Here is a 26,124-nt window from a genome sequence, read left to right on the forward strand (position 1 = left end):
CGTCGGCTTTTGCGCACGAAGCCTCCAGTTGGGAGAGTTAGCCGACGTTCAAAGCGGCGCCGCAACACCTGCGCGGCTGCCATCGGTATTAATCATGTGGTCGGCCATTTCGGAAAACATACGTTGCAGCTTCGCATTCAGGACTGCGTCATCCACCTGCTCGTTGATTGCCTGACGCATGCACAGCATCCATTCGTCGCGCTCGACAATACTGACTGCAAAGGGCGCATGTCGCATGCGCAAACGCGGGTGGCCACGTTCCTGTTGAAACAGTGGCGGGCCGCCAAGCCAGCCACTCAGGAACTTGAATAGACTGTCGGCGCTGCCGGCAAGACTCGGCGGGTGCATCTGGCGCACTCTTCGCGCCTCGCACAGCACCTCCATCAATTCGTAAAAGCGGTCGACCAGTTTATGGATACCCACCTCTCCCCCTAACTGGAGATAAGTACTGGTGTTGTTCTTATGCACGGTACTCAATAGTTCAGTCATATCGTCAGCACTCAATGTTGGAACTTTATCCCGCCCGCAAGCACATGCGTCACACAGCACTGCCATTGGCAGATAACGCCGCCGTCGTTTATCGCAACGGGCCATGACCAGGCAGTTAGCACGCGCCATGCCAAGAGCGGAAATGTGTTTTTTATTGATTGATAACAAATACTTAACTATTCGAGCACGAAGATGGCAGATGCGTTGGCAGTCACATCTTCTGCCAATCGGCTATGACGGCAGTGGTTGGCAGTCAGGGTGCGGGCGAGCGCCTACGACGTGTGGCAGGCCGAGCATTGGGAGCAGCGGATTGATTGAGCTCTGAAGACGAGCGCTAACCTGTGTGGGAGGGGGCTCGCCCCCGATGGCAGTGGCTCAGTTACAGATACTGAGACTGACACACCGCCATCGGGGGCAAGCCCCCTCCCACATTTGTTCGGCGGTGTCTTTTAAATAGCGGTCCCCAAAAGGGAGTCCCATTCAGGCCGGAAAACCTGTCCAATCCAGGCAAAGAACTTGCCTACATAAACAACATTCAATTCTGACATCAGTGCGCTCAACGCTAACCTGTGTGGGAGCAAGCCCCCTCCCACATCGGGATCATCGCAAGGCTTATGTTCAGGCCAGGCCGGATTCAACCAGCAGGGCTTCTAACCCCATCAAATCCGGCACTTTCGCCACATGCTCCCCCACCTGCACCGCCGCCAGTTCCAGCGGGCACAGCGGCACATCCACGTAGCTCAACTGGCTATCGAGTTTGTAGGAGCGGGGAATCCCCTGGATCACCATCGCAATGAACTTCAATGACGGCCGCCCGCCCAGGGCGTTCAGCACGACGATGCGCGAGCGCTCGCCGGTCACGCTGGCTTCACCGCAGGCCGCTTCGAAGCTGATCAGCGGCAATTGCCGGTCGCGCCAGGTCACTTGCCGCAAGTACCAGGGCGGTGCGTCGCTGGCCGGTTCGCCGCGCTGGAAGTCGATCAGTTCAGCGATGGCGACGTTGGGCAGCACCAGGTGGCGGTCGGCCAGGGGCAGGAGCAGGCCGGTGAGTTGGCTGGTGCGGTGGTCAAGCATGGGACTTGCTCCAATAGGCGATGCTTTCCAGCAGCACCGACTCCTGATACGGCTTGCCGAGGTAGTCGTTGACGCCGATGGCCATGGCGCGGTCGCGGTGCTTCTGGCCGGTGCGGGAGGTGATCATGATGATCGGCAAGCGCATCAGCCGTGGGTCGTTGCGCACCTGGATGGCCACTTCGAAACCGTCCATGCGCGGCATTTCGATGTCCAGCAGCATCAGGTCCGGGGTGTGTTCTTCCAGCACGGCCATGGCGTCGATGCCGTCCTTGGCGGTGAGGACGTTCATGCCGTTGCGCTCGAGCAGGCGGCTGGTGACTTTGCGCACGGTGACCGAGTCGTCCACCACCAGCACCAGCAGCGGGCGCTTTTTCAGCGGCGCGTTGAGCAGCAGCGGGACGTCCACCACCTGCGCCGGCAAGGCCGGTTGCCGGGCGCGGATGTGGGCGAGCAGGTCGATGATCAAGACCACGCGGCCATCGCCGAGAATGGTCGCCCCGGAGAGCCCCTTCACCCCGGCAAACTGCGGCCCCAGGCCCTTGACCACGATTTCCCGGCTCCCCGCCATGCTGTCCACCTGCACCGCCACGTGCCGTTCGTTGTACTGCACCAACAGCACGGGAAGCGGTTGGTACTGGCCCAGCAGTTTCGGGCGGGCGACCGTGTGCAGCAGGTCGCCGAGGTAAAACAGCTCATAGCGCTGGCCGGCGTATTCATAACGCGGCGGGTCCAGTTGATAGTGCCCTTCCAGCTCATGGGGCAGCACACGCACCAGGCCTTCGATGGTGTTGAGCGGCATCGCGTATTGATCGTCCGCGCACTGCACCATCAGCGCACGGTTGACCGACACGGTGAACGGCAGGCGAATACGAAAATGCACGCCCGCCCCCGGTATCGAATCGATAAACATCGAGCCGCCAAGCTGTCGCACTTCTTCATGCACCACGTCCATGCCCACGCCACGCCCGGAAATCTGGGTGATCTTTTCCGCGGTGGAGAACCCCGGCTGCAGGATGAACTGCAACACGTCATGGTCGCTGATCTCTTGATCAGCGGCGAGCAGGCCGCGCTTGATCGCCTTGCGCCGTACCGCATCCAGAGACACGCCGGCACCGTCGTCGCGCAGGTCAAAGACGATATCGCCGCCTTCGTGGGTCAGGTCCAGGGTGACGCGGCCCTTCTCGGGCTTGCCGGCCAGCAGCCGCGCCTCGCGGGACTCCAGGCCGTGATCGACGGCGTTGCGCAGCATATGTTCCAGCGGCGCGACCATGCGTTCCAGCACGTTGCGGTCCATCTCGCCCTCGGCATTGCCGACCACGAATTCCACGTCCTTGCCCAACTCCTGCGCGACCTGGCGCACGATGCGCTTGAGGCGCGGCAGCATGCGTTCAAAGGGCACCATGCGCGTTCGCATCAGGCCTTCTTGCAATTCGGTGTTGATGCGCGCCTGTTGCTGCAACAGGTCGTGGGCATCCTGGTTGCGGCGTTCGAGGGTTTCCTTGAGGTCGAGCAAGTCGGAGGCAGACTCGAACAACGCCCGGGACAGTTGCTGCAACTGTGAATGACGGTCCATTTCCAGCGGGTCGAACTCGTCATAGTCCAAGCGCTCGGCTTCGGCCTGCTGACGGCTGAAGAGGCGGCCCTGGGTTTCGCTGTCGAGCCGACGCAGTTGGTCGCGCATGCGCTCGAGGGTGGTTTCCACCTCGTTGAGGGCAACCTGCGCGTCGTTGACCTGCTGTTCGATTCGGCCACGGAAGATCGAGGTTTCACCGGCCAGGTTGACTAGGTCGTCCAGCAGGTCGGCGGAGATTTTCACCATGTCGGCCGTCGGTTCGACAGCCGCTTCGGCCTTGCCCGTCACCAACGCCACCGCCGCAACTGGCTCATCGCTGGGGTGGACCAGGCTCTTGATGCGCTCAATGAGTTTGTCCACCGAGCCCACCGGCAAGCCCGCCGCCACCGCATCAATCATCTGCGCCAGGCGGTCGTGACAACCTTGCAGCAAGGCGAACAACTCAGAGGACGCCACGAGCAAACCGGAGGACAAGCCTTCGTAGAGAAACTCCAGCTCATGGGCCAAGTCGCCGATCGGGCCGATCTCGACCATGCGCGCACCGCCCTTGAGGGTGTGCAGGTCGCGCAGCAGGGTTTCGACTTCCTGGCGGTTGTGAGGCTCAGCCTGCCAGCGCAGCAACGCCGCGCCCGAGCTGTCGAGAATGTCGGCAGCTTCTTCGAGGAAGATATCCAGCAATTCAGGGTCGATGCCCAAGGTATGCGCGGTCGCGACAGGCGCCGTGGGCGAACCGCTGTGGCGCAACGCCCGGACTTTGGCGATCAACTCACTGGAATCGCTCAGCGCCTGATGCTCTTGCAACTGGTCCAACTGCAACGCCAAGTGCTCATGACTGGACATCAGTACCTGGGACAGCTCGCCGGAATAGCTGTAGCGGCGGTCCGCCAGGCCTTCGTAAAGCCCTTCCAGCTCGTAGGCAAGGTCGCCGACCGGCCCGATTTCGGCCATGCGCGCGCCGCCCTTGAGGGTGTGCATATCGCGCTGCAACGAGGTCAACGGCGCTACGCCCTCGGGTTCCAGCAACCAGCGCTTGAGGGATTGCCCGGCGCTGTCGAGGATATCCACGGCTTCTTCGAGGAAGATCTCGACGATCTCATCATCTACCACCGCGTGCCGATCCAGGCGGGCCGTCGCGGCGCCCAGTTCGGAGATGCTCAGCGCACGGCTGCCGTCGCTTTTGATCAGGCCGGTGGCGGACGGATCGAGGGCGCCATCCAGCAGCTCGCGCAAGGCTTGCATGCGCGTCGGGGCCGGGCTGATTTCCTGGCCGGCGGCCAGTTCGTCGAGCATGTTGATCAGCGCTTCGTGGGCCTGTTCGGCCTCCTGGAAAAACCGCTCGCTGACCGCCAGGCTGCTTTCTTCCACGGCGCCGTAAAGGTCGAGCAGGGCTTCGCACAGTTCGTCGATGGCGTGCAGGTCGGCGAGGTGCGCGCCCTGCCCCAGGGTGGTCAATTCATCCAGCAGCGCGGTCAGTTCCTGGCGTTCGCCGGGGTGTTGTTGCCAGCGGCGCAGCAGGCTTTCGGCGTCGAGCAGGATGTCCATGCCCTGGGCCAGGAAGTTGTTGATCAACTGCGGATCACGCTTGATCCGCAGCCCGGTGCTCGGCGCTTCGAGCTGGGCTTGAAGCTGCTGATCGAGCAGGCTTTGGGTGCGACCGATCAGGTCGGCGGCCCCTTGGATCGGCATCAGCGGGTCGCCGTTCAACTGGCGCAAGCCCCGTTGGAACAGGCCCTCGGCCTCCAGCAGCAGTTCCACTTCATCCAGGTCCAACGGCAGGCGGTGGGCCTTGTACTCGCGGGTCAGGTGATCGAGCGGGCGCGCCAGTTCGGCGATCGGCAGCACGCCGGCCATGTAAGCGCTGCCTTTGAGGGTGTGCAAGGCGCGTTGCAGCTCATCGCTGACTTGCAGCGGCACATGCTCGGCGGCCTGGCGCAGGAAATGGTTGAGGCTGTCGAGGTGGCTCTGGACTTCGTTGCGGAAGATCTCCAGCAGCATCGGGTCATGGGGTTCGGCAGCCGCCACGGCAGTGCCGCTGGCCAACGCGTGGGCGCGCGCGGCCAGGGCGTCGACCGCGTCCCGCTGGCGCTGGGCACCGGCGGCGAAGTCGGCGATCAGTTCCGGCAGCAGGGCCACTGCTTCATCCAGCACCTGTTGCACCTCGGGGCCGGCGGCCACGCTGCGCTCCAGCACGCGGTTGAGCAGGTTCTCGACGGCCCAGGCCAGTTCCGCCAGCACCAGGGCCCGCACCATGCGGCCGCTGCCTTTGAGGGTGTGGAAGGCTCGGCGCATTTCGCCGAGGGCGGTTTTATCGACGCCGCTCGGTAGATGGTGGTGCAGCACCTCGAGGACTTCGGCGGTCTCTTCGAGGAACACTTCACGCAGTTCGTCGTCGATCGGCTCTTCACCGGCCGGCGGTGGCAGCAGGCTGCCGGGGCGTTGCAGGGCGGGCGGGTTCAAGCGCGAAGCGGGATTGGCCAGCGCGTCGAACTGGGACTGGCTCGGCGTGCTCTCGCTCGACAGCGCGCCATCCGGCGCCACCAGCGCCTGGCGCCAGGGCTTTTCGGCAGGCAGGTAACCCAGCGCGGCCAGGCCCCGGGTGGCCAGCTCCAGCACCCGTTCGCCAGCGGCGTCGGGGTCTTGGAGCATGCGTTCCAGGTAATACTCCAGGCCGCTGATCACGTCGGCGAAATGCTCCAACTGCTCTGCGGACGGCACTGCGTCGTTGATCATCAGTTGTTCATCGACGTAATCGGTGCAACCGCGCATCAGGCTCGCTGCGCGTGGCAGTGGAATCATCGCCAGGGCGCCGCGCACCTGGCTCAACAGCTCCGGCAGGGACTCCAGGCGCTGGCGCTCCCACTGGGCGTCGATGCAGTCGATCACCAGCTCTTTGGCTTGCTTGAGGCACTGGCAGGACTCGCGGATCACCAACTGATGAATCTGCGTCAGGTCGGTGGTGGGCAGGCGGCTTTCTTCGCGGTTTTCCGGCTCGACCGTGCCCGCCATCCCGGCCAGCGTGGCTTCGACGTAGAGCAACGCGCCGGCGACATCCATCAGCACCGCATCGTTGGGTTCGCGCTGGCCCTGGGCCAGGCTCAACACCACTGCAAGCTGGTCGATGATGACTTTGCGCGGCTGGCCAAAGCCCAGCACCGCAAGGGTATCGGCGATTTGCCGCAGCGGCGCCAACAGCGCATCGAGGTCGCTGGTGTGTTGACGGTCGCTGCGCACGAACAGGTCGAGGCGTTCCTTGACCCGCACCAGCTCCTCGCACAACGCGCCGAGCACCGAGCCCATCGCATTGCGGTCCGGCCCGGCCAGGCGCGCCCGTTCGGCATCGACCACGGCGCTGTCGGGCAAGGCTTCATCGAGGCCGTAGCGTTCTTTCAGGCTTTGCATGCGCGGCGTTGGCCGGGTGACTTTGGCGACGTAGAACAGCAGGCTCTTGAGCAGTTCATCCGGCGCCGGCTGGTTGATGCCGCCAATGCCCTGGACGAGCAGGCGCTTGAGTTGCTTGTCGCTGGCCTTGAGCAGGCTGCGCAGCGCCGGGCTGTTGGCGATCACGCCGGTCAACATGCCCTCGACCAGCGCCGAGGTGACTTGCCACAGCGGCAACAGCGGCGCGCCCTGGCACAGCGCTTCGAGGCGGGCGAAGACCCGCGCCATGTCTTCCAGGTTGCTCGGGCCGTGATCTTCGCGCAGCAACCCGGCCAGGGCTTGTTGCAGCAGCAAGTGCCACTGGCGCACCTGCTCGTTCAGGTCGGGCGGCGCACGTTGCGCCAGCGTTTCTTCGGACAACGGCGCAATCGACAGCAGTTGCGGGCTGAACAGGCTGGTTTCGGACAACAGGCTTTCGCCGCGCGCACTGCGCAGGTCGTTGAGCAGCGGCAACACCACCAGCGGCAAGTCGCGGCGCGCGCTGTGGATGCGGTCCAGGTACAGCGGCAATTGGCCGAGGGCTTGTTGTAGCAGGCGGATGCTTTCATCGCGCTGGCTGACGCGCCCGGCCTGCAGGGCCAGAGCCAGGGCTTCGATTTCTTCGGCGAGCAGCGCCGCGCCGTAGAACTCGACCATTTGCAAAGCGCCATGCACTTGATGGATGCACGCCAGGCAGTCGCCGAGGGTGTCGTTGTCGGTGGTTTCGACAAACGCGTCCAGCGCCGAACGGGCCTGTTTCAGGGTTTCGGCAATGTCGCCCTTGACCCATTCGAGGGCCACGTAGTCGTGCCGATCAACCATAACTGCTCCGCTTAGAATTCATGAGTTGCTGGTGTTCTTGAAACAAAGAGCGAGATCACATGTGGAGGGGGCTTGCTCCCGATGACGGTGTATCAGTCACCTGATTCATTGACTGACCCACTGCCATCGGGAGCAAGCTCCCTCCCACATTTGGATTGCATTTCAATCATCAGCCTGCTTAGCAGCCGGGAGGGTGAAGCCCGATACTGAGCGGCGCAGCTGGCTGGCCATTTTCGCCAGGTTGCCGATGCTCTCGGCGGTGGCGGTCGAGCCCGATGAGGTCTGGCTGGTGATCTGCTGGATGACGTTCATGGTCAGCGAGATCTGCCCCGCCGACGACGTCTGTTGCTGCGCCGCGTTGGAAATACTCTGGATCAGCGCCGCCAGGGTTTTCGACACACCTTCGATCTCTTCCAGCGCCACCCCGGCGTCCTGGGCCAGCCGTGCGCCGCGCACCACTTCAGTGGTGGTCTGTTCCATCGAGATGACGGCTTCGTTGGTGTCGGCCTGGATCGCCCGCACCAGGGTTTCGATCTGCCGCGTGGCCGCCGAGGAGCGCTCGGCCAGGCGTTGCACTTCATCGGCAACCACCGCGAAGCCGCGCCCGGCATCCCCGGCCATGCTTGCCTGGATCGCGGCGTTGAGCGCAAGGATGTTGGTCTGGTCGGCGATGTCATCGATCAGGCTGACAATGTCGCCGATCTCCTGGGACGACTCGCCCAGGCGCTTGATGCGCTTGGCGGTGTCCTGGATCTGCTCGCGAATGTTGTCCATGCCGTGGATGGTGTTGTGCACCACTTCATTGCCCTTGTTGGCGATTTCCACCGAGCGCTCGGCCACCGCCGAGGATTCAGCCGCGTTCGCCGACACCTGATCGATCGACTGGGCCATCTGCTTGATCGCGGTGGAGGCCTCGGCGATCTGCTGGGCCTGATGCTCCGAGGCCTGCGCCAGGTGCATGGCGGTGGCCTGGGTGTCCTGCACCGCGCCGGCGACCTGGCCGGCGGTGAGGTTGATGGTAGCGACAAGGTCGCGCAGTTGGTCCACGGAATAGTTGATGGAGTCGGCGATGGTGCCGGTGAAGTCTTCGGTCACCGAGGCCGTCACGGTGAGGTCGCCGTCGGCCAGGTCTTCGATTTCATCCAGCAGGCGCATGATCGCGTTCTGGTTGCGCTCGTTCTTCTCGGCGGTTTCCCGCAGTTGCTGGTTGGTGGCGCGGACCATCACCAGGCCGATCAGGATGATCGAGGCCAGCGCCAGCAAGCCCAGCACATAGCCGCCGATCGTGTCGAAGCTGCGCCCGCCGGCGAGGTTTTCAAAGCCGGTGGCCAGGTGCGAGGCTTCATCGAGCAGGGTTTGCGAGAGGTTGAAAATATTGCTCGCCGAGGCCCGGACCTGGAACAGTTGCGGTGAGGTTTCGAGGATCTCGTCCACGGAGCCGGAGACAAACTCGAACAGTTCGGCGATTTCCGCCAGGCGCGCCCGTGCGTCGTGGTCCTCGACCTGGGTGATGCGCAGCCCGGGGTTGCCCTGGAGCATGCCGGTGAGCACCTGGCCGAAGCGGTTGGCATCGCGGCCAAAGGCATCGGCGGCCTGCGCGGCAGTTTCGTCACCGGCCAGCACGGTGTTGACCGCCCCCAGGATCCGCTCGGCCAGCAGCGACTGGCGCTGGGCCAAGGCCACCTGGCTGGCCGGGGCGCCGCGTTGCAGCAGGATATCCACGACCTTTTCCGATTCCATCTGCAGTTGCGGCACGGTTTCGGCCAGGGTCGCGGCAACTTGATGCAACGACAGCACGGTCTGTTCGCTGGCGAGGATCGCGTCGGTGTTTTTCAGCAGCGCTTCCCAATCGGTCTGCACCGCCCGCATCTCTGCACGTACCGCACTGGGCGCGGCGGGCAGGCCGGTGTCCGGGTCGCCCTTTTTCAGGTAACCCCAGCGCCGGGCAAAGTCATTGCGCGCTTCCGCCAGCAACTTGAACGCCGCGGCCTTGCCGGCGGCGGCTTCGGTGGCGTTCTTGGCGATACGCTGGGACAGCACCCGCAACTCACCGGCGTGGCCGATGTACTGCTTGTCGTAGGTGGACTGGGTGTTGAGGTACGCGAAGTTGGCGAACAGCAACATGATGAACACGATCAGCGCAATAAACAGCACGATGATCTGCGAGCGGCTGCGTGAGCCTGCCTGGGGTTTGGGCGTGGTAGCGGTGGTCATGCGGCAACATCCATGAAGCCAGGGGCCTGGGCCAGAGCGAAGGGGCTGAAGACCTGCCACTGCTGATCAGCGTCGAACCGGCCACTGATAAAGGGCACGCCGGGGGTGGCGCTGGGCAACAAGGCGTCTTGTGCGAAATGCTGCATACCCACCACCTCGTCCACCAGCAGCCCGATAAATATGTCCTGGTATTCCACGACCAATACCCGCCGCTGCTTGTCTGCCTTGGACAGCGCATGGCCGAGGAACCCACCGAGATCCATCACCGGCAGCAGGCGCCCACGCAGGTTAGCGACTCCTCTGATCCAGGTCTTGACCCCGGGCATTAAAGTGCAGCGCGGCTCATGCAGCACTTCGGCGACTTCGCGCATGGGCGCGACAAACCACTGTTCGCCCACGCGAAAGCCGATCCCGCTCCAGCCTTGCAGGCGGGTTTCCTGGGACGGCAGGTCAGCGGCCAGCAGGCGACAGCGGCGGTCGATGTCCAGCAGCAGCTCGAAGGCGGTTAGCGACTCGGTCATGATGGCGTGCCGTCAGCGGGCCAAGACCTTGTTCAGGGTGGCGATCAGCGTGGCTTCGTCCACCGGCTTGGTCAGGTAATCCTTGGCGCCCTGGCGCGCGCCCCAGATTTTGTCGGTTTCCTGGTCCTTGGTGGTGATGATGATGATCGGGATGCCATTGGTTTCCCGCTCCTTGGACAGCTGGCGGGTGGCCTGGAAGCCATTGAGGCCCGGCATCACGATGTCCATCAAGACCGCGTCGGGCTTTTCCTGGCGGGCCAGGGCCACGCCGTCGGCACCGTTTTCCGCTTTCAAGACCTGATGACCGTGCTTTTCCAGCATGCCGGTCAGTTTGTACATTTCGGTCGGCGAATCGTCGACGATCAGAACACGTGCCATGGTTTTCCCCACTACATTGGAAGACGCACGCCCTTGTGAGGTTGCGTCAGTGTGCTTGTTCTACTGCGGCGAAACCCGGCACGTAGGCCTTGATCGCGCCCAGCAGTTCTTCCTTGCTGAAAGGCTTGGTCAAAAACTGATCGACACCGACGATACGCCCCTTGGCCTTGTCGAACAGGCCGTCCTTGGAAGACAGCATGATCACCGGGATCGACTTGAACGCCGGGTTGTTCTTCACCAGGGCGCACGTCTGATAGCCATCCAGGCGCGGCATCATGATGTCGACAAAGATAATGTGCGGGTGATGATCCACAATCCGGGCCAGGGCATCGAAACCATCGATGGCCGTGATGACATCGCAGCCCACGTTCTTCAACAGGGTTTCGGCGGTGCGGCGGATCGTTTTCGAATCGTCGATCACCATCACTCTCAAGGCGTTGGAATGCTGTTCCATATCTGCTCTACCATCGCCACAGCGAATCGGTTTTCGGTGTGTACGGCCTGATACTGCCCAGGATGAGCGTCACAAGCCTTGGAATTCAGGGGCTGCTGCGCCGTGGCAGTCTTTTTAGCACAGTCTCGTGGAGCAATCTATCGAGCGACCCGCCAGGTGGTTTTTCCTTGACCCACAACAGTCGCAGCGCCACTCTGACGCCACTTTTATGCGCCCTAATTTGCTAGAGGAAATCCCCCATGAGCGTTCGCGTCGGCATTGTCATGGACCCTATCGCCAGCATTTCCTATAAAAAGGACAGCTCGCTGGCCATGCTCCTGGCCGCCCAGGCCCGCGGCTGGAGCCTGTTCTATATGGAACAGCGCGACCTTTACCAGGGCGACGGCGAGGCGCGTGCGCGGATGCGTCCGCTCGAGGTGTTCGCCAACCCTGAAAAGTGGTTCGAGCTGCAAGACGAAATCGACAGCCCCCTGAGCGACCTGGACGTGATCCTGATGCGCAAGGACCCGCCGTTCGACATGGAATTCGTCTACTCCACCTACCTGCTGGAGCAGGCCGAGCGCGCCGGCGTGCTGATCGTCAACAAGCCGCAGAGCCTGCGCGACTGTAATGAGAAGCTGTTCGCCACGCTGTTCCCGCACTGCACGCCGCCGACCGTGGTCAGCCGCCGCGCCGATGTGCTGCGCGAATTCGCCGCCAAGCACGGCGATGTGATCCTCAAACCGCTGGACGGCATGGGCGGCACCTCGATCTTCCGCCACCGCGCCGGCGACCCGAACCTGTCGGTGATCCTCGAAACCCTGACCGCCCTGGGCACCCAGCAGATCATGGGCCAGGCTTATCTGCCGGCGATCAAGGACGGCGACAAGCGCATCCTGATGATCGACGGCGAACCGGTGGACTATTGCCTGGCACGCATCCCGGCAGCCGGCGAGACCCGCGGCAACCTGGCGGCCGGCGGTCGTGGCGAAGCCCGGCCTTTGTCGGACAAGGACCGCTGGATTGCTTCCCAGGTCGGCCCGACCCTGCGGGAAAAAGGTTTGCTGTTCGTAGGCCTCGACGTAATTGGTGAACACCTCACCGAAATCAACGTCACCAGCCCGACCTGTATTCGCGAGATCGACAATGCATTTGGCACGAACATCGGCGAAATGCTGATGGCCGCGATTGAGCGCAAGCTACAAGCCAAGTGACATAGAACAGCCGGACACCCGCCAACATTGCGTTATCATGCGCCACCTGTGAAACACGCGATGTTGGTTTTCTTGTCATGACACTCCCGTCCGATCTGCCCTTCGAACCCTCCCCCAGCGGCGTGCGCCCGGCTGATCGGCTCGGATTTACCCTGTTTCTCGCGGCATTGATCCACCTGGCGCTGATCCTCGGCGTGGGTTTCACCATGGTCGAACCCAAGCAAATCACCAAGACCCTGGAAATCACCCTCGCCACGTTCAAGAGCGAAAAGAAGCCCGAGAAGGCCGATTTTCTCGCCCAGGACAATCAGCAGGGCAGCGGCACGCTGGACAAGAAAGCCGTGCCCAAGACCACCGAAGTGGCGCCGTTCCAGGACAACAAGGTAAATAAAGTCTCCCCGCCGCCGACGCCCAAGCCCGAAGTCCCGCAGGCCGCGCCCAAGCCTGTGGTGACCACCGTCGCGCCGAAACCGCAAAAAGCCGCGACCCAGCGCGAGAAAACCAAGACCGAACCGCGACCCGAGCCCGTCAAGCCGGCGCCGACCTTCGACAGCTCGCAGCTCTCCGACCAGATATCCAGCCTCGAAGCCGAACTGGCCAATGAGCAACAGCTGTACGCCAAGCGCCCGCGCATCTACCGCCTGAACGCGGCGTCCACCATGCGCGACAAAGGCGCCTGGTATAAGGACGAGTGGCGCAAGAAGGTCGAGCGCATCGGCAACCTCAACTACCCGGACGAGGCCCGCCGCCAGCAGATCTACGGCAATTTGCGCTTGCTGGTGTCGATCAACCGCGACGGCACGTTATATGAAGTGCAGGTACTCGAATCGTCCGGCCAGCCGCTGCTGGACCAGGCCGCCCAGCGCATCGTGCGCCTGGCCGCGCCCTTTGCGCCGTTCAGCGGCGACCTGAACGACGTGGACCGCCTGGAAATCATCCGCACCTGGCGGTTTGCCAAGGGCGATCGCCTGTCCAGCAACTGATAACCCCAATCAACACCAATCACTGTAGGAGCGAGCTTGCTCGCGAAAAACTTGAGAGCGACGCGGTTCTACCTGGAGCACTTCGTTATCGTTGGCGTTTTTCGCGAGCAAGCTCGCTCCTACAGAAAAGGCGACGGCGCTGTATTCGGATCACTCCCAGCTTGTCAGTTCGCCCCTCCAACGCCACACTAGCGGACATGAAAAATGTCAGCCCGACCTACCTCAAGCACCAATTCCTGATCGCCATGCCCCATATGGCCGACCCGAACTTTGCGCAGACCTTGACCTACATTGTCGAGCACACGGCCAATGGTGCCATGGGGTTGGTGGTGAACCGCCCGCAAGAGCTGAACCTGGCCGATATCCTCGAGCAACTGCGCCCGGAGATCGACCCGCCAGCCCGCTGCCAGGGCGTGCCGATCTATATCGGCGGGCCGGTGCAGACCGATCGCGGCTTCGTGCTGCACCCGACCGGGCCGAAATTCCAGGCCACGGTGGACCTCGACGGCGTGTCGCTGTCCACATCCCAGGACGTGTTGTTCGCCATCGCCGACGGCGTCGGCCCCGAACAGAGCGTGATCACCCTCGGCTACGCTGGCTGGGAAGCCGGGCAACTGGAGGCCGAGCTGGCCAGTAACGCCTGGCTGACCTGCCCCTACGATGCCGACATTCTGTTCAACACTGCCGCCGAGCTGCGCCTGGACGCGGCCGCGGCCAAGCTGCGGGTCAACCTCAGCCTGCTGACCAGCCAGGCGGGGCACGCCTGATGGCCTTGCGTCTGATCCTCGGTTTTGACTACGGCACCAAACAGATCGGCGTCGCTGTCGGCCAGGTCATCACTGGCCAGGCCCGCGAGCTGTGTACCTTGAAAGCCCAGAACGGCATACCGGACTGGAACCAGGTCGAAGCCCTGATCAAGGAGTGGAAGCCCGACGCGGTGGTGGTCGGCCTGCCCTTGAACATGGACGGCACCCCCAGCGACATGTGCCTGCGCGCCGAAAAGTTCGCGCGCCGCCTCAACGGCCGCTACAACCTGCCTTTTTATACCCACGATGAGCGCCTGACGACCTTCGAAGCCAAGGGTGAGCGCCGCGACCGTGGCGGGCAGAAAGGCAGCTACCGCGACAACCCGGTGGACGCCATCGCCGCGGCCTTGCTGTTGCAGGGTTGGCTGGATGAAAACACCGCGTTATTTGAATCCTGACTGACGCGGCTTGCCGCGTCTTTTTACGTTTGAGCCCGGTCCTTGCTGGCAACCCCTGCCGTGCAAGGCCTTGAAGGAGCGACCATGAGCCTGCCAAACCCCGCCGAACTGATCAGCCAGATGGCGATTCGCCTCAAGGCCCACCTGAAACACCGTGGCATCAGCGAGCCGCGCTTCATCGGCATTCGCACCGGCGGCGTGTGGGTGGCCCAGGCGCTGCTGCAAGAGCTGGGCAACGATTCGCCGCTGGGTACGCTGGATGTGTCCTTCTACCGCGACGACTTCAGCCAGAACGGCCTGCACCCGCAAGTGCGCCCGTCGGCCCTGCCGTTCGAGATCGAAGGCCAGCACCTGGTGCTGATCGACGACGTGCTGATGAGCGGCCGCACCGTCCGTGCCGCGCTGAACGAGCTGTTCGACTACGGCCGCCCCGCCAGCGTGACCCTGGTCTGCCTGCTGGACCTGGACGCCGGCGAGCTGCCGATCAGCCCGGATGTGGTCGGCGCGACCCTGTCGCTTTCAGCCCAGCAGCGGGTAAAATTGTCCGGTCCCACGCCGCTCGTACTCGAACTGCAAGACCTTGCCCTTTAACCCGCCTTGTAAAGAGTCCCCGCGATGACGCCTCTAGATGCCAAGCGCCCGCTGCAGCTCAATGCTCAGGGCCAGCTGCAACACTTCTTGTCCCTCGACGGTTTGCCCCGCGAACTGCTCACCGAAATCCTCGACACCGCCGACTCGTTCCTCGAAGTCGGTGGCCGCGCGGTGAAGAAGGTCCCGCTGCTGCGCGGCAAGACCATCTGCAATGTGTTCTTCGAGAACTCCACGCGCACCCGCACCACCTTCGAACTGGCGGCCCAGCGCCTGTCGGCCGACGTGATCACACTGAACGTGTCGACCTCGTCGGCGAGCAAGGGCGAGACCCTGCTCGACACCCTGCGCAACCTTGAAGCGATGGCCGCCGACATGTTCGTGGTGCGCCACGGCGACTCCGGCGCCGCGCACTTCATCGCCGAGCACGTCTGCCCGCAGGTGGCGATCATCAACGGCGGCGACGGCCGTCACGCCCACCCGACCCAGGGCATGCTCGACATGCTCACCATCCGTCGGCACAAAGGCAGCTTTGAAAACCTTTCGGTGGCCATCGTCGGCGACATCCTGCACTCGCGGGTAGCGCGCTCGAACATGCTGGCCCTGAAAACCCTGGGCTGCCCGGATATCCGCGTGATCGCGCCGAAAACCCTGCTGCCGATCGGCATCGAGCAATACGGCGTGAAGGTCTACACCGACATGACCGAAGGCCTCAAGGATGTGGACGTGGTGATCATGCTGCGCCTGCAACGCGAACGCATGTCCGGTGGCCTGTTGCCGAGCGAAGGCGAGTTCTACCGCCTGTTCGGCCTGACCACCACGCGTCTGGCCGGAGCCAAGCCGGATGCCATCGTGATGCACCCGGGGCCGATCAACCGAGGGGTGGAGATCGAATCGGCGGTGGCCGACGGCAACCAGTCGGTGATTCTCAACCAGGTGACCTACGGCATCGCCATACGCATGGCGGTGCTGTCCATGGCCATGAGCGGGCAAACCGCGCAACGTCAATTCGAGCAGGAGAAGGCCCAGTGAAGCTCAGCATTCTCGGCGCCCGCGTCATTGATCCGGCCAGTGGCCTGGATCAAGTCACCGATCTTCATCTGGAAGCCGGCAAGATCATCGCCATCGGCGCTGCGCCCGCTGGCTTCAGCGCCAGTGAGACCCTCGACGCCAAGGGCCTGGTGGCCGCGCCTGGCCTGGTCGACCTGAACGTCGCCCTGCGCGAGCCGGGTTACAGCCGCAAAGGCAACATCACCAGCGAAACCCGCGCCGCCGCCGCCGGTGGCGTCACCAGCCTGTGCTGCCCGCCGCACACCAAGCCGGTGCTGGACACCTCGGCCGTGGCCGAGCTGATCCTCGACCGCGCCCGCGAAGCCGGCAATTGCAAAGTGTTCCCCATCGGCGCCCTGAGCAAAGGCCTGGAAGGCGAGCAACTGGCCGAACTGATCGCGCTGCGCGATGCCGGTTGCGTGGCCTTCGGCAACGGCCTGGAGAGTTTCCGCAGCACCCGCACGCTGTGCCGTGCCCTGGAATACGCGGCCACCTTCGACCTGACGGTGATCTTCCACTCCCAGGACCGCGACCTGGCCGAAGGCGGCCTGGCCCATGAAGGCGCCGTGGCCAGCTTCCTCGGCCTGCCGGGCATCCCGGAGACCGCGGAAACCGTGGCCCTGGCCCGCGATCTGCTGCTGGTGGAACAAAGCGGCGTGCGCGCGCACTTCAGCCAACTGACCAGCGCCCGCGGCGTCGCCCTGATCGCCCAGGCCCAGGCCCGTGGGTTGCCGGTGACGGCGGACGTGGCGCTGTATCAGTTGATCCTGACGGACGAGGCGCTGACCGACTTCTCCAGCCTGTATCACGTACAACCGCCGCTGCGCACTCGTGCCGACCGCGAGGGTTTGCGTGCGGCGGTGAAGTCCGGTGTGGTGTCGGCGATTTCCAGCCATCACCAGCCCCACGAGCGCGATGCCAAGCTGGCACCGTTCGGCGCGACCGAGCCGGGTATCAGCAGCGTCGAGCTGTTGCTGCCGTTGGCGATGACGCTGGTGGAGGATGGCTTGCTCGACCTGCCAACGCTGCTGGCGCGCCTGAGTGCAGGCCCTGCCGACGCCTTGCGCCTGCCAGCGGGCAAGTTGGCGGTGGGGGCGGCGGCGGACCTGGTGCTGTTCGATCCGGCCAGCTCGACGATTGCCGGCGAGCACTGGCTGTCCAAGGGCGAAAACTGCCCGTTCATCGGCCATAGCCTGCCGGCGAGCGTGCGCTACACCCTGGTGGACGGACGCATCAGCTACCAGGCCTAAAGCGGGCTCGGTAAAAAATGTGGGAGGGGGCTTGCCCCCGATAGCAGTGGGTCAGCTACAGATAAGCTGACTGGTCCACCGCCATCGGGGGCAAGCCCCCTCCCACATTGGGTTCTCTATAGAGCTTGAGAGATCAGCGCCCGCCTCTTAGCTCGGCGTTACGGATCGATATCTGCGTATTCAACGTCCAGAAGTCATACAGCACCCCCACCAGGAACAGGCCGCCGGTCAGCAGGTACAGCAGGCCGGTGATCCATTTGCCCTGGTACATCCGGTGTACGCCGAACACCCCGAGAAACGCCAACAGAATCCAGGCCACGTTGTATTCGATCGGGCCGGCGGTAAAACGCAGGTCGGCTTCACGGTCCATCGCCGGAATCAGGAACAAGTCGATCAGCCAGCCAATACCCAGCAAGCCCAACGTGAAAAACCAGATCGTCCCGGTGACGGGTTTGCCGTAATAGAAGCGATGCGCCCCTGTAAAACCAAAAATCCAGAGCAGGTAACCGATCACCTTGCTGTGGGTGTCTTGCTGCGAAACATCCTGTCGATAGGTGTTCATGGCGTACCTCTTTTGCTGCGATAGATAAATTTTTTCACTTTCTTTGTGACTTTTTTACATGCGCCCGACGTATGGCCGATGGTATCTTCGCTCCCCTGAAAGCCTGATGCCACCTGACTTGTGTAGGACAATTGCGGCGATTCGTCGCGTATTTCCTGAGTTTGACCCCAAGGTTCAGTCGACAAACGGCCTGAGAACGACACAAAAAGCTGTTATAAAGTTGCGCGCAAACCCATAAGAGCCACGCCTAATGCGACCATTTTTCAAGACATGGCTAACCATTTGCCTATTAATGCCACTGGCCGCCCACGCCACCAATCGTGAGCAACGACTTCCTAACGTCAACGGCTTCACCCCGAAAGTCCACAGCACACCCAGCACGGCCAAATCCGTAAAGCCTACCGTCAGCCGCCCGACTCAACTGAGCAAGGCCCACGGTAAGGCAACACCCGGCCTGATGGCGGGTAACACCAAGCAAAGCAGCACCGTCCTCAGCCGCGCCGTGAATGTGCTCGGTACACCTTATCGTTGGGGCGGCAGCAGCCCAAGTAAAGGGTTCGACTGCAGCGGCCTGGTAAAATATGCATTCAACGACGTTGCCGCGGTGGATTTGCCACGCACCTCCAACGCCATGGCCGCCGGCCACGGGCAGAAGGTTGACCGCAAGGACTTGAAGCCGGGCGACCTGCTGTTCTTCAAACTGAAGAGCCGCCGGGTTAACCACGTTGCCATCTACCTGGGCAACGACCGCTTTATCCACGCACCGCGCCGTGGCAAGTCGGTCAGCATCGATACCCTGAAGAAGCCGTTCTGGGACAAGAACTACGTGATCGCCAAGCGGGTTCTGCCGAAAGAACAGAACAACCTGCGGATCGTCCAACGCTGATCTGACGCTGGAATACAGTACCCATGTGGGAGGGGCTTGCCCCCTCCCTCATTTGATTTCATTGCCCACAAGTCTCATATGTCTGTCGGCACCCTCGCCTTCTCCCGCGCCGCCTCCCGGCTGATCACGCCCTGCGTGACCAAGGCCTTCAAGCGCATATCCAACGTCTGCATCCCCGATGCGCCACCGGTCTGAATCGCCGAGACGATCTGCGCCACCTTGTCTTCGCGGATCAAATTGCGAATGGCAGGCGTACACAGCATGATTTCATGGGCCGCCACGCGCCCGCCGCCGATCTTCTTGACCAACACCTGGGACACCACCGCCTGCAGCGACTCCGAGAGCATCGAGCGGACCATGGGCTTTTCTCCCGCCGGAAACACGTCCACCAGGCGATCCACGGTCTTGGCCGCCGACGCGGTGTGCAGGGTGCCGAAGACCAGATGCCCGGTCTCAGCCGCCGTCAGCGCCAGGCGGATGGTTTCCAGGTCACGCAGTTCACCCACCAGGATCACATCCGGGTCTTGCCGCAGTGCCGAACGCAAGGCCGCCGAAAAACTGTGGGTGTCGCGGTGCACCTGGCGCTGGTTGATCAGGGCCCGGCAGGGCTGGTGGATGAACTCGATGGGGTCTTCCAAGGTGAGGATGTGCTGGCGCCGGTGCTGGTTGAGGTGATCGATCAGCGCCGCCAGGGTGGTCGACTTGCCCGAGCCGGTGGGCCCGGTCACCAGCACCAGGCCGCGCGGCAGTTGGGCGATACGTTGGAACACCGCGCCCAACCCGAGGTTTTCCAGGCTCTGGACCTGGGCGGGGATGTTGCGAAACACCGCGCCCATGCCACGCGCCTGCTGGAACACATTCACCCGAAATCGCCCGACACCGGGCAGTTCGAAGGCGAAATCCGTTTCAAGAGATGTTTCGAAATCCTTTTGTTGGTACTGGTTGAGCAAAGGGCTGAGCAAATCCGCCACATGCGTGGGTGACAGCACTGGCCCATCCAGGGACCAGACCTCACCATCCATCCGCAGCATCGGTGCGAGGCCGGCCGACAGGTGCAGGTCGGAGGCGCCCCGGCGCACGCTGTGCGTGAGTAATTCAGTGATATCCATAGGGCTTTCCATTTCCAGTAGAATGCCGCGGACTCCATATCCACGGGCGCATCTTGAATGTCGACGATAGCAGACAACATTGGCCAGGTTCGCCAGCGCATCCGCGCCGCAGCCGACGCCGTGCAACGTGACGCAAACAGCATCCACCTGCTGGCCGTGAGCAAGACCAAGCCCGCGCAAGCCGTGCGCGAAGCCTATGCCGCCGGGATGTGCGATTTCGGCGAAAACTACCTGCAGGAAGCCTTGGGCAAACAGGCCGAATTAACCGACCTGCCCTTGAGTTGGCACTTCATCGGCCCCATTCAATCGAACAAGACTCGCGCGATCGCCGAGAACTTCGCTTGGGTGCATTCCGTGGACCGCCTGAAAATCGCACAACGCCTGTCCGAACAACGCCCGGCCGACCTGGCACCGCTGAACATCTGCATCCAGGTCAACGTCAGTGGCGAAGCCAGCAAGTCCGGCTGCACGCCCGCCGACCTGCCGGCGCTGGCCAACGCGATCAGCGCCCTGCCGCGCTTGAAGTTGCGCGGTTTGATGGCGATCCCTGAACCGACCGAAGACCGCGCCGCACAGGATGCAGCGTTCGCCGCCGTCCGCGACCTGCAGGCCAGTTTGAACCTGCCGCTCGACACACTTTCCATGGGCATGAGCCACGACCTCGAGTCGGCCATCGCCCAAGGCGCCACCTGGGTGCGGATCGGTACCGCCCTGTTTGGCGCCCGCGACTACGGTCAGCCGTGAAATGGCCGACTTCCCACTGAATAAGGACCTGTCATGAGCAACACGCGTATTGCCTTTATCGGCGCCGGCAACATGGCGGCCAGCCTGATCGGCGGCCTGCGGGCCAAGGGCCTGCAAGCCCAACAGATCCGCGCCAGCGATCCGGGCGCCGAAACCCGCGCCCGCGTCAGCGCCGAACACGGTATCGACACCTTCGCCGACAACGCCGAGGCCATCCAGGGCGTCGACGTGATCGTGCTGGCGGTCAAGCCGCAAGCCATGAAAGCCGTGTGCGAAAGCCTGCGCCCGAGCCTGCAGCCGCACCAGTTGGTGGTGTCCATCGCCGCCGGCATCACCTGCGCCAGCATGAACCGCTGGCTCGGCGCCCAGCCCATCGTGCGCTGCATGCCCAACACCCCGGCGCTGCTGCGCAAAGGCGTGAGCGGTTTGTATGCCACCGCCCAGGTGAGCGCCGAACAGCGCGACCAGGCCCAGGAACTGCTGTCCGCCGTGGGCATCGCCCTGTGGCTGGAACAGGAAGAGCAACTGGACGCGGTGACCGCCGTCTCCGGCAGCGGCCCGGCCTACTTCTTCCTGCTGATCGAAGCCATGACCGCCGCCGGCGTGAAACTGGGCCTGAGCCGGGACATCGCCGAGCAACTGGCCGCGCAAACCGCCCTGGGAGCCGCGCAGATGGCCGTGACCAGCGACGTGGATGCCGCCGAACTGCGCCGCCGCGTGACCTCCCCCGGCGGCACCACGCAAGCCGCCATTGAATCGTTCCAGGCCGGGGGCTTCGAAGCCCTGGTGGAAAAAGCACTGGGTGCCGCGGCACATCGTTCGGCCGAGATGGCCGAGCAACTGGGCAAATAGTCGTCCCCAACCTGCAACTGGACTAGATAGGAATCGAACATGCTCGGAATCAATGACGCTGCCATTTTCATCATCCAGACCCTGGGCAGCCTGTACCTGCTGATCGTGCTGATGCGCTTTATCCTGCAACTGGTGCGGGCGAACTTCTACAACCCGCTGTGCCAGTTCGTGGTGAAGGCCACCCAGCCGCTGCTCAAGCCCCTGCGCCGGGTGATCCCGAGCCTGTTCGGGCTGGACATGTCCTCGCTGGTGCTGGCGCTGCTGCTGCAGATCCTGCTGTTCGCGGTGATCCTGATGCTCAACGGCTACCAGGCCTTGACCCTGCTGCTGCTGCCATGGGCGCTGATCGGGGTTTTCTCGCTGTTTTTGAAGATCCTCTTCTGGTCGATGATCATCAGCGTGATCCTCTCGTGGGTCGCACCCGGCAGCCGCAGCCCTGGGGCCGAGCTGGTCGCGCAGATCACCGAACCGGTGCTGGCGCCGTTCCGCCGGTTGATCCCCAACCTGGGCGGTCTGGACATCTCGCCGATCTTCGCGTTTATCGCGATCCAGCTCCTGCAAAGCTGGGTGATCCCGCGCCTGGCGTTCTATGCATTCATGCCCAAAGAGCTGTTCGGGCTGATCTGATTCAGCCCCGCTTGCGTGTCAGGGCCGGATAACCTCCGGCCTTTGCTTGCCGCTAGGGGCAGCGGTCTTTAGACTTACGCCTCATTTAAACGAGAGCAGGGTCGATGCCAGCTGCCTTTCCCCCCGATTCTGTTGGACTGGTCGTGCCCCAAATGGCGCACTTCAGCGAACCGCTGGCCCTGGCCTGCGGACGTTCGCTGCCAGCCTACGACCTGATCTATGAAACCTACGGCCAGTTGAACGCCACGGCGAGCAACGCCGTGCTGATCTGCCACGCCTTGTCCGGCCATCATCACGCCGCGGGCTTCCACAGCGTCGACGAGCGCAAGCCCGGCTGGTGGGACAGCTGCATCGGCCCCGGCAAGCCCATCGATACCAACAAGTTCTTTGTGGTCAGCCTGAACAATCTCGGCGGCTGCAACGGCTCGACCGGCCCCAGCAGCCTCAACCCGGACACCGGCAAGCCCTTCGGCGCCGACTTCCCGGTACTGACCGTGGAAGACTGGGTCCACAGCCAGGCGCGCCTGGCCGACCGGCTGGGCATCCAGCAATGGGCCGCCGTGATCGGCGGCAGCCTCGGCGGCATGCAGGCCCTGCAGTGGACCATCACTTACCCCGATCGCGTGCGCCATTGCCTGGCCATCGCCTCGGCCCCCAAGTTGTCGGCGCAGAACATCGCCTTCAACGAAGTGGCGCGCCAGGCGATCCTGACCGACCCGGACTTCCACGGCGGCTCGTTCCAGGAAGCCGGCGTGATCCCCAAGCGCGGCTTGATGCTGGCGCGGATGGTTGGGCATATCACCTACCTGTCCGACGATTCCATGGGCGAGAAATTCGGCCGCGGCCTCAAGAGCGAGAAACTCAACTACGATTTCCACAGCGTCGAGTTCCAGGTGGAAAGCTACCTGCGCTATCAGGGCGAAGAGTTCTCCGGGCGGTTTGACGCCAACACCTACCTGCTGATGACCAAGGCCCTGGACTACTTCGACCCGGCCGCCAACTTCGACGACGACCTGGCGAAAACCTTCGAGGGCGCGTCGGCCAAGTTCTGCGTGATGTCGTTCACCACCGACTGGCGCTTCTCGCCGGCCCGCTCGCGGGAACTGGTGGATGCCTTGATGGCGGCGAAGAAAGACGTCTGCTACCTGGAAATCGATGCTCCGCAAGGCCACGACGCCTTCCTGATCCCGATTCCTCGTTATCTGCAGGCGTTCAGTAACTACATGAACCGCATAACTCTGTGAGAACGCCATGAGAGCCGACCTGGAAATCATCCAAGACTGGATACCCGCCGGCAGCCGCGTGCTCGACCTTGGCTGCGGCAATGGCGAACTGCTGAGCTGGCTGCGCGACAACAAGCAAGTCACCGGCTATGGCCTGGAAAACGACCCGGACAACATCGCCGAGTGCGTGGCCAAGGGCATCAACGTGATCGAGCAGGACCTGGACAAGGGCCTGGGCAACTTTGCCAGCAACAGCTTCGACGTCGTGGTGATGACCCAGGCCCTGCAGGCGGTGCATTACCCGGACCGCATCCTCGACGAAATGCTGCGCGTCGGCCGCCAGTGCATCATCACCTTCCCCAACTTCGGTCACTGGCGCTGCCGCTGGTACCTGGCCACCAAGGGCCGCATGCCGGTGTCGGATTTCCTGCCGTACACGTGGTACAACACGCCGAACATCCACTTTTGCACCTTCGAAGACTTCGAAGCCCTGTGTGGCGAGCGGGAAGCCAAGGTGATCAACCGCCTTGCCGTCGATCAACAGCACCGCCACGGCTGGGCGAGTAAACTATGGCCCAACCTGTTGGGTGAAATCGGGATTTACCGGGTCAGCAGCCCGGGCCTGACAGACCACAAGATCGCCGTCTAACTATTTTCGAGGAAGACGAATATGAGACGCCTGGCTGTATTTCTACTCACCGCGTGCCTGGGCGTCAGCGCCATGGCCGCCGATGCCATCGACAGTAAGCGCCAGAAGGAATTTGGCGATATCACCGTACACTACAACACCTTCACCTCCAGCTTCCTGCAACCCGATACGGCCCAGGCTGTCGGCGTGGTACGCAGCAAGAACAAGGGCTTGATCAACGTGACCGTGATCAAGGGCGTGACGCCCGTGGCCGCGCAAGTGACCGGCACGATCAAAGACCTGAGCGGCAGGAGCGAAATCCTGACGTTCAAGCAGATTACCGAAAAAGGTGCGATCTATTACCTCGCGCCCTACAACGTACCGCAACAGGAAGTGCGGGTTTTCACCATCAACGTTGAAACCGGCGGCAAGGCCCATGGTTTCCAATTCAACCAGGAACTGTTTCCGGCGGACTGATGAACCTGACTCAACTCGTGCTGGCCAGCCATAACGCCGGCAAACTCAAAGAACTCCAGGCCATGCTCGGCGAGTCCGTGCAACTGCGCTCGATCGGCGAGTTCAGCCAGGTCGAGCCCGAAGAAACGGGCCTGTCGTTCGTCGAGAACGCCATCCTCAAGGCGCGCAATGCCGCGCGCCTGTCCGGCCTGCCGGCGCTGGCGGACGACTCGGGCCTGGCGGTGGACTTCCTCGGCGGCGCCCCCGGTATCTATTCGGCGCGCTATGCCGACGGCAAAGGCGACGCGGCGAACAACGCCAAGCTGCTCGACGTGCTCAAGGACGTGCCGGATGCCGAGCGTGGCGCGCAGTTCGTCTGCGTGCTGGCCCTGGTGCGACATGCCGACGATCCGTTGCCGATCCTCTGCGAAGGCCTGTGGCACGGGCGCATCCTGCATGCAGCCAGCGGCGCGCATGGGTTTGGCTACGACCCGCTGTTCTGGGTGCCGGAGCGCGATGTCTCCAGCGCCGAACTGAGCCCGGCCGACAAAAACCAGATCAGCCACCGCGCCCGCGCCATGGCTTTGCTGCGCCAGCGCCTGGGCTTGAAATGACCCAGAACACCTCCGCGCAGCCGCTGATCCACGGCGGCGCGCAAACTCCACGGGCGGCCCTGCCCCATCTGCCGCCCCTGGCGCTGTACATCCACATCCCGTGGTGCGTGCGCAAATGCCCTTATTGCGACTTCAACTCCCACACCGCCAGCCCTGTGTTGCCGGAAGAAGAGTACGTCGATGCGCTGCTGGCCGACCTCGATCAGGACCTGCACGCGGTTTATGGCAGGGAACTGAGTTCGATCTTCTTCGGTGGCGGCACGCCGAGCCTGTTCAGTGCCGCCGCGCTGGGCCGTCTGCTCAAGGGCGTGGAAGCACGCATCCCGTTTGCCGACGACATCGAGATCACCCTGGAAGCCAACCCGGGAACGTTCGAGCAAGAGAAGTTCGTGGCGTACCGCAAGCTGGGGATCAACCGCCTGTCCATCGGCATCCAGAGCTTCCAGCAGGAAAAACTCGCGGCCCTGGGCCGTATCCACAACGGCGATGAAGCCGTGCGCGCCGCCGGCATGGCGCGCCAGGCCGGGTTCGACAACTTCAACCTGGACCTGATGCATGGCTTGCCCGATCAGTCCCTGGACGACGCCCTGAGCGACCTGCGCCAGGCCATCGCGCTCAAACCGACCCATTTGTCGTGGTACCAACTGACCCTGGAGCCCAATACCGTATTCTGGAACCAGCCGCCGACGCTACCGGAGGACGACACCCTGTGGGATATCCAGGAAGCCGGCCAGGCGCTGCTGGCCGAACACGGTTACGCGCAATATGAAGTCTCGGCCTATGCGCAACCGGGGCGAGCGGCGCGACATAACCTCAACTACTGGAGCTTCGGCGACTTCATCGGCATCGGTGCCGGCGCCCATGGCAAGCTCAGCCACCCGGACGGGCGCATCGTCCGCACCTGGAAGACCCGCGCACCGAAGGACTACCTCAACCCGGCCAAAAGCTTCCTGGCCGGCACGAACGCGCTGACCAACGAAGAGCTGCCGTTCGAGTTCCTGATGAACGCCCTGCGCCTCACCGAAGGCGTCGACGCCAAGCTCTACGCCGAACGCACCGGGCTGGCGCTGGCGAGCCTCGCGCAAGGCCGCACCGAGGCAGAACAAAGTGGCTTAATGCAGGTCGAACCGTCACGCCTGGCGGCGACTGACCGCGGGCAACTCTTTCTCAATGACCTGTTGCAGAAGTTTTTGAGCTGATCGCTCTTAAGGAA

At 63.1% G+C, this 26,124-nt stretch carries 25 protein-coding genes; 16 read left to right on the forward strand and 9 right to left on the reverse strand.

The genetic code is table 11. The features are described from left to right. Window positions 1-48 precede the first annotated feature (48 nt). From LQ249_RS29305 to pilG, 7 genes are all read right to left on the reverse strand, one after another. The gene (locus LQ249_RS29305; RefSeq protein WP_126585143.1) at window positions 49-489 is read right to left on the reverse strand and encodes a group II truncated hemoglobin; all 441 of its coding nucleotides are present in this window, start codon (window positions 487-489) and stop codon (window positions 49-51) included. 618 nt (window positions 490-1,107) lie between these two features. Continuing rightward, complete coding sequence (locus LQ249_RS29310; RefSeq protein ID WP_017844993.1) at window positions 1,108-1,563, reverse strand: chemotaxis protein CheW; 456 nt, start codon at window positions 1,561-1,563, stop codon at window positions 1,108-1,110. After that, entirely contained in the window at window positions 1,556-7,375 is a 5,820-nt protein-coding gene (locus LQ249_RS29315; protein ID WP_057003951.1) for an Hpt domain-containing protein, read from the reverse strand. The genes LQ249_RS29310 and LQ249_RS29315 overlap by 8 nt, the downstream gene beginning before the upstream one ends. A 162-nt stretch (window positions 7,376-7,537) precedes the next feature. Continuing rightward, window positions 7,538-9,589, reverse strand: coding sequence for a methyl-accepting chemotaxis protein (locus LQ249_RS29320; RefSeq protein WP_046381764.1), 2,052 nt, complete (start codon window positions 9,587-9,589; stop codon window positions 7,538-7,540). Further along, on the reverse strand, window positions 9,586-10,110 hold the full coding sequence (locus LQ249_RS29325; RefSeq protein WP_046381763.1) for a chemotaxis protein CheW: 525 nt from the start codon (window positions 10,108-10,110) through the stop codon (window positions 9,586-9,588). Before LQ249_RS29325 ends, LQ249_RS29320 begins: the two co-directional genes overlap by 4 nt. Before the next feature lie 12 nt (window positions 10,111-10,122). Beyond that, the gene (gene pilH / locus LQ249_RS29330; protein WP_017844997.1) at window positions 10,123-10,488 is read right to left on the reverse strand and encodes a twitching motility response regulator PilH; all 366 of its coding nucleotides are present in this window, start codon (window positions 10,486-10,488) and stop codon (window positions 10,123-10,125) included. A 46-nt stretch (window positions 10,489-10,534) separates the two neighbouring features. After that, on the reverse strand, window positions 10,535-10,942 hold the full coding sequence (gene pilG / locus LQ249_RS29335) for a twitching motility response regulator PilG (RefSeq protein WP_010564379.1): 408 nt from the start codon (window positions 10,940-10,942) through the stop codon (window positions 10,535-10,537). A gap of 239 nt (window positions 10,943-11,181) precedes the next feature. Between pilG and gshB the strand changes: the two genes are divergently transcribed. The 7 genes from gshB (at window position 11,182) to LQ249_RS29370 (ending at window position 17,210) form a co-directional block, all read left to right on the forward strand. Beyond that, a complete protein-coding gene (gene gshB, locus LQ249_RS29340; RefSeq protein ID WP_017844998.1) occupies window positions 11,182-12,135 on the forward strand; it encodes a glutathione synthase in 954 nt (317 codons plus the stop codon). A 77-nt stretch (window positions 12,136-12,212) separates the two neighbouring features. After that, window positions 12,213-13,118: an energy transducer TonB gene (locus LQ249_RS29345; protein WP_017844999.1), complete on the forward strand. Its 906-nt coding sequence runs from the start codon at window positions 12,213-12,215 to the stop codon at window positions 13,116-13,118. A gap of 197 nt (window positions 13,119-13,315) precedes the next feature. Next, entirely contained in the window at window positions 13,316-13,885 is a 570-nt protein-coding gene (locus LQ249_RS29350) for a YqgE/AlgH family protein (RefSeq protein WP_017845000.1), read from the forward strand. Next, a complete protein-coding gene (ruvX, locus tag LQ249_RS29355; RefSeq protein WP_005792259.1) occupies window positions 13,885-14,322 on the forward strand; it encodes a Holliday junction resolvase RuvX in 438 nt (145 codons plus the stop codon). Before LQ249_RS29350 ends, ruvX begins: the two co-directional genes overlap by 1 nt. 84 nt (window positions 14,323-14,406) lie before the next feature. Next, window positions 14,407-14,913 carry a bifunctional pyr operon transcriptional regulator/uracil phosphoribosyltransferase PyrR gene (gene pyrR, locus LQ249_RS29360; protein WP_017845001.1) on the forward strand — a complete coding sequence of 169 codons (507 nt, stop codon included), beginning with the start codon at window positions 14,407-14,409 and terminating at the stop codon, window positions 14,911-14,913. Window positions 14,914-14,937: 24 nt separating this feature from the next. Continuing rightward, entirely contained in the window at window positions 14,938-15,942 is a 1,005-nt protein-coding gene (locus LQ249_RS29365) for an aspartate carbamoyltransferase catalytic subunit (protein WP_017845002.1), read from the forward strand. Continuing rightward, complete coding sequence (locus LQ249_RS29370) at window positions 15,939-17,210, forward strand: dihydroorotase (RefSeq protein ID WP_232566078.1); 1,272 nt, start codon at window positions 15,939-15,941, stop codon at window positions 17,208-17,210. The genes LQ249_RS29365 and LQ249_RS29370 overlap by 4 nt, the downstream gene beginning before the upstream one ends. Window positions 17,211-17,343: 133 nt before the next feature. Here the strand turns inward: LQ249_RS29370 and LQ249_RS29375 are convergent, their stop codons facing one another. Further along, window positions 17,344-17,772, reverse strand: coding sequence for a TM2 domain-containing protein (locus LQ249_RS29375; protein ID WP_017845004.1), 429 nt, complete (start codon window positions 17,770-17,772; stop codon window positions 17,344-17,346). 250 nt (window positions 17,773-18,022) lie between these two features. On the opposite strand from LQ249_RS29375, the gene LQ249_RS29380 reads away from it, so the two are divergent. Continuing rightward, complete coding sequence (locus LQ249_RS29380; RefSeq protein ID WP_046381760.1) at window positions 18,023-18,658, forward strand: C40 family peptidase; 636 nt, start codon at window positions 18,023-18,025, stop codon at window positions 18,656-18,658. A gap of 74 nt (window positions 18,659-18,732) precedes the next feature. Here LQ249_RS29380 and LQ249_RS29385 read toward each other — a convergent pair whose 3' ends face one another. Beyond that, window positions 18,733-19,767, reverse strand: a complete 1,035-nt coding sequence (locus tag LQ249_RS29385; RefSeq protein ID WP_046381759.1) for a type IV pilus twitching motility protein PilT — start codon at window positions 19,765-19,767, stop codon at window positions 18,733-18,735. Window positions 19,768-19,824: 57 nt separating this feature from the next. Here LQ249_RS29385 and LQ249_RS29390 point away from each other — a divergent pair, with 57 nt between their 5' ends. The 8 genes from LQ249_RS29390 to hemW all read left to right on the forward strand — a co-directional run bounded on the left by LQ249_RS29390 (window position 19,825) and on the right by hemW (window position 26,110). Then, a complete protein-coding gene (locus LQ249_RS29390; protein WP_017845007.1) occupies window positions 19,825-20,511 on the forward strand; it encodes a YggS family pyridoxal phosphate-dependent enzyme in 687 nt (228 codons plus the stop codon). 33 nt (window positions 20,512-20,544) lie between these two features. Next, window positions 20,545-21,363: a pyrroline-5-carboxylate reductase gene (gene proC / locus LQ249_RS29395; protein WP_017845008.1), complete on the forward strand. Its 819-nt coding sequence runs from the start codon at window positions 20,545-20,547 to the stop codon at window positions 21,361-21,363. 39 nt (window positions 21,364-21,402) lie between these two features. After that, complete coding sequence (locus tag LQ249_RS29400) at window positions 21,403-21,990, forward strand: YggT family protein (RefSeq protein ID WP_017845009.1); 588 nt, start codon at window positions 21,403-21,405, stop codon at window positions 21,988-21,990. A gap of 104 nt (window positions 21,991-22,094) precedes the next feature. Next, window positions 22,095-23,234: a homoserine O-succinyltransferase MetX gene (gene metX / locus LQ249_RS29405; RefSeq protein ID WP_057003956.1), complete on the forward strand. Its 1,140-nt coding sequence runs from the start codon at window positions 22,095-22,097 to the stop codon at window positions 23,232-23,234. Window positions 23,235-23,241: 7 nt separating this feature from the next. After that, window positions 23,242-23,862 carry a methionine biosynthesis protein MetW gene (gene metW / locus LQ249_RS29410; RefSeq protein WP_017845011.1) on the forward strand — a complete coding sequence of 207 codons (621 nt, stop codon included), beginning with the start codon at window positions 23,242-23,244 and terminating at the stop codon, window positions 23,860-23,862. Window positions 23,863-23,883: 21 nt separating this feature from the next. Next, window positions 23,884-24,318 (forward strand): DUF4426 domain-containing protein, encoded by a 435-nt coding sequence (locus tag LQ249_RS29415; protein WP_046381756.1) that lies wholly within the window; start codon window positions 23,884-23,886, stop codon window positions 24,316-24,318. Beyond that, on the forward strand, window positions 24,315-24,911 hold the full coding sequence (rdgB, locus tag LQ249_RS29420; protein ID WP_026139793.1) for an RdgB/HAM1 family non-canonical purine NTP pyrophosphatase: 597 nt from the start codon (window positions 24,315-24,317) through the stop codon (window positions 24,909-24,911). The genes LQ249_RS29415 and rdgB overlap by 4 nt, the downstream gene beginning before the upstream one ends. Further along, window positions 24,908-26,110, forward strand: coding sequence for a radical SAM family heme chaperone HemW (hemW, locus tag LQ249_RS29425; protein ID WP_046381755.1), 1,203 nt, complete (start codon window positions 24,908-24,910; stop codon window positions 26,108-26,110). Before rdgB ends, hemW begins: the two co-directional genes overlap by 4 nt. Window positions 26,111-26,124 lie beyond the last annotated feature (14 nt).

Source organism: Pseudomonas sp. 7-41, from assembly GCF_021233075.1.
Classification (GTDB): domain Bacteria; phylum Pseudomonadota; class Gammaproteobacteria; order Pseudomonadales; family Pseudomonadaceae; genus Aquipseudomonas; species Aquipseudomonas veronii.

Coding starts and splice junctions, on each gene's coding strand:
- LQ249_RS29305 (WP_126585143.1), bottom strand. CDS start 489: ATGACTGAACTATTGAGTACCGTGCATAAGAACAACACCAGTACTTAT.
- LQ249_RS29310 (WP_017844993.1), bottom strand. CDS start 1,563: ATGCTTGACCACCGCACCAGCCAACTCACCGGCCTGCTCCTGCCCCTG.
- LQ249_RS29315 (WP_057003951.1), bottom strand. CDS start 7,375: ATGGTTGATCGGCACGACTACGTGGCCCTCGAATGGGTCAAGGGCGAC.
- LQ249_RS29320 (WP_046381764.1), bottom strand. CDS start 9,589: ATGACCACCGCTACCACGCCCAAACCCCAGGCAGGCTCACGCAGCCGC.
- LQ249_RS29325 (WP_046381763.1), bottom strand. CDS start 10,110: ATGACCGAGTCGCTAACCGCCTTCGAGCTGCTGCTGGACATCGACCGC.
- pilH (WP_017844997.1), bottom strand. CDS start 10,488: ATGGCACGTGTTCTGATCGTCGACGATTCGCCGACCGAAATGTACAAA.
- pilG (WP_010564379.1), bottom strand. CDS start 10,942: ATGGAACAGCATTCCAACGCCTTGAGAGTGATGGTGATCGACGATTCG.
- gshB (WP_017844998.1), top strand. CDS start 11,182: ATGAGCGTTCGCGTCGGCATTGTCATGGACCCTATCGCCAGCATTTCC.
- LQ249_RS29345 (WP_017844999.1), top strand. CDS start 12,213: ATGACACTCCCGTCCGATCTGCCCTTCGAACCCTCCCCCAGCGGCGTG.
- LQ249_RS29350 (WP_017845000.1), top strand. CDS start 13,316: ATGAAAAATGTCAGCCCGACCTACCTCAAGCACCAATTCCTGATCGCC.
- ruvX (WP_005792259.1), top strand. CDS start 13,885: ATGGCCTTGCGTCTGATCCTCGGTTTTGACTACGGCACCAAACAGATC.
- pyrR (WP_017845001.1), top strand. CDS start 14,407: ATGAGCCTGCCAAACCCCGCCGAACTGATCAGCCAGATGGCGATTCGC.
- LQ249_RS29365 (WP_017845002.1), top strand. CDS start 14,938: ATGACGCCTCTAGATGCCAAGCGCCCGCTGCAGCTCAATGCTCAGGGC.
- LQ249_RS29375 (WP_017845004.1), bottom strand. CDS start 17,772: ATGAACACCTATCGACAGGATGTTTCGCAGCAAGACACCCACAGCAAG.
- LQ249_RS29380 (WP_046381760.1), top strand. CDS start 18,023: ATGCGACCATTTTTCAAGACATGGCTAACCATTTGCCTATTAATGCCA.
- LQ249_RS29385 (WP_046381759.1), bottom strand. CDS start 19,767: ATGGATATCACTGAATTACTCACGCACAGCGTGCGCCGGGGCGCCTCC.
- LQ249_RS29390 (WP_017845007.1), top strand. CDS start 19,825: ATGTCGACGATAGCAGACAACATTGGCCAGGTTCGCCAGCGCATCCGC.
- proC (WP_017845008.1), top strand. CDS start 20,545: ATGAGCAACACGCGTATTGCCTTTATCGGCGCCGGCAACATGGCGGCC.
- LQ249_RS29400 (WP_017845009.1), top strand. CDS start 21,403: ATGCTCGGAATCAATGACGCTGCCATTTTCATCATCCAGACCCTGGGC.
- metX (WP_057003956.1), top strand. CDS start 22,095: ATGCCAGCTGCCTTTCCCCCCGATTCTGTTGGACTGGTCGTGCCCCAA.
- metW (WP_017845011.1), top strand. CDS start 23,242: ATGAGAGCCGACCTGGAAATCATCCAAGACTGGATACCCGCCGGCAGC.
- LQ249_RS29415 (WP_046381756.1), top strand. CDS start 23,884: ATGAGACGCCTGGCTGTATTTCTACTCACCGCGTGCCTGGGCGTCAGC.
- hemW (WP_046381755.1), top strand. CDS start 24,908: ATGACCCAGAACACCTCCGCGCAGCCGCTGATCCACGGCGGCGCGCAA.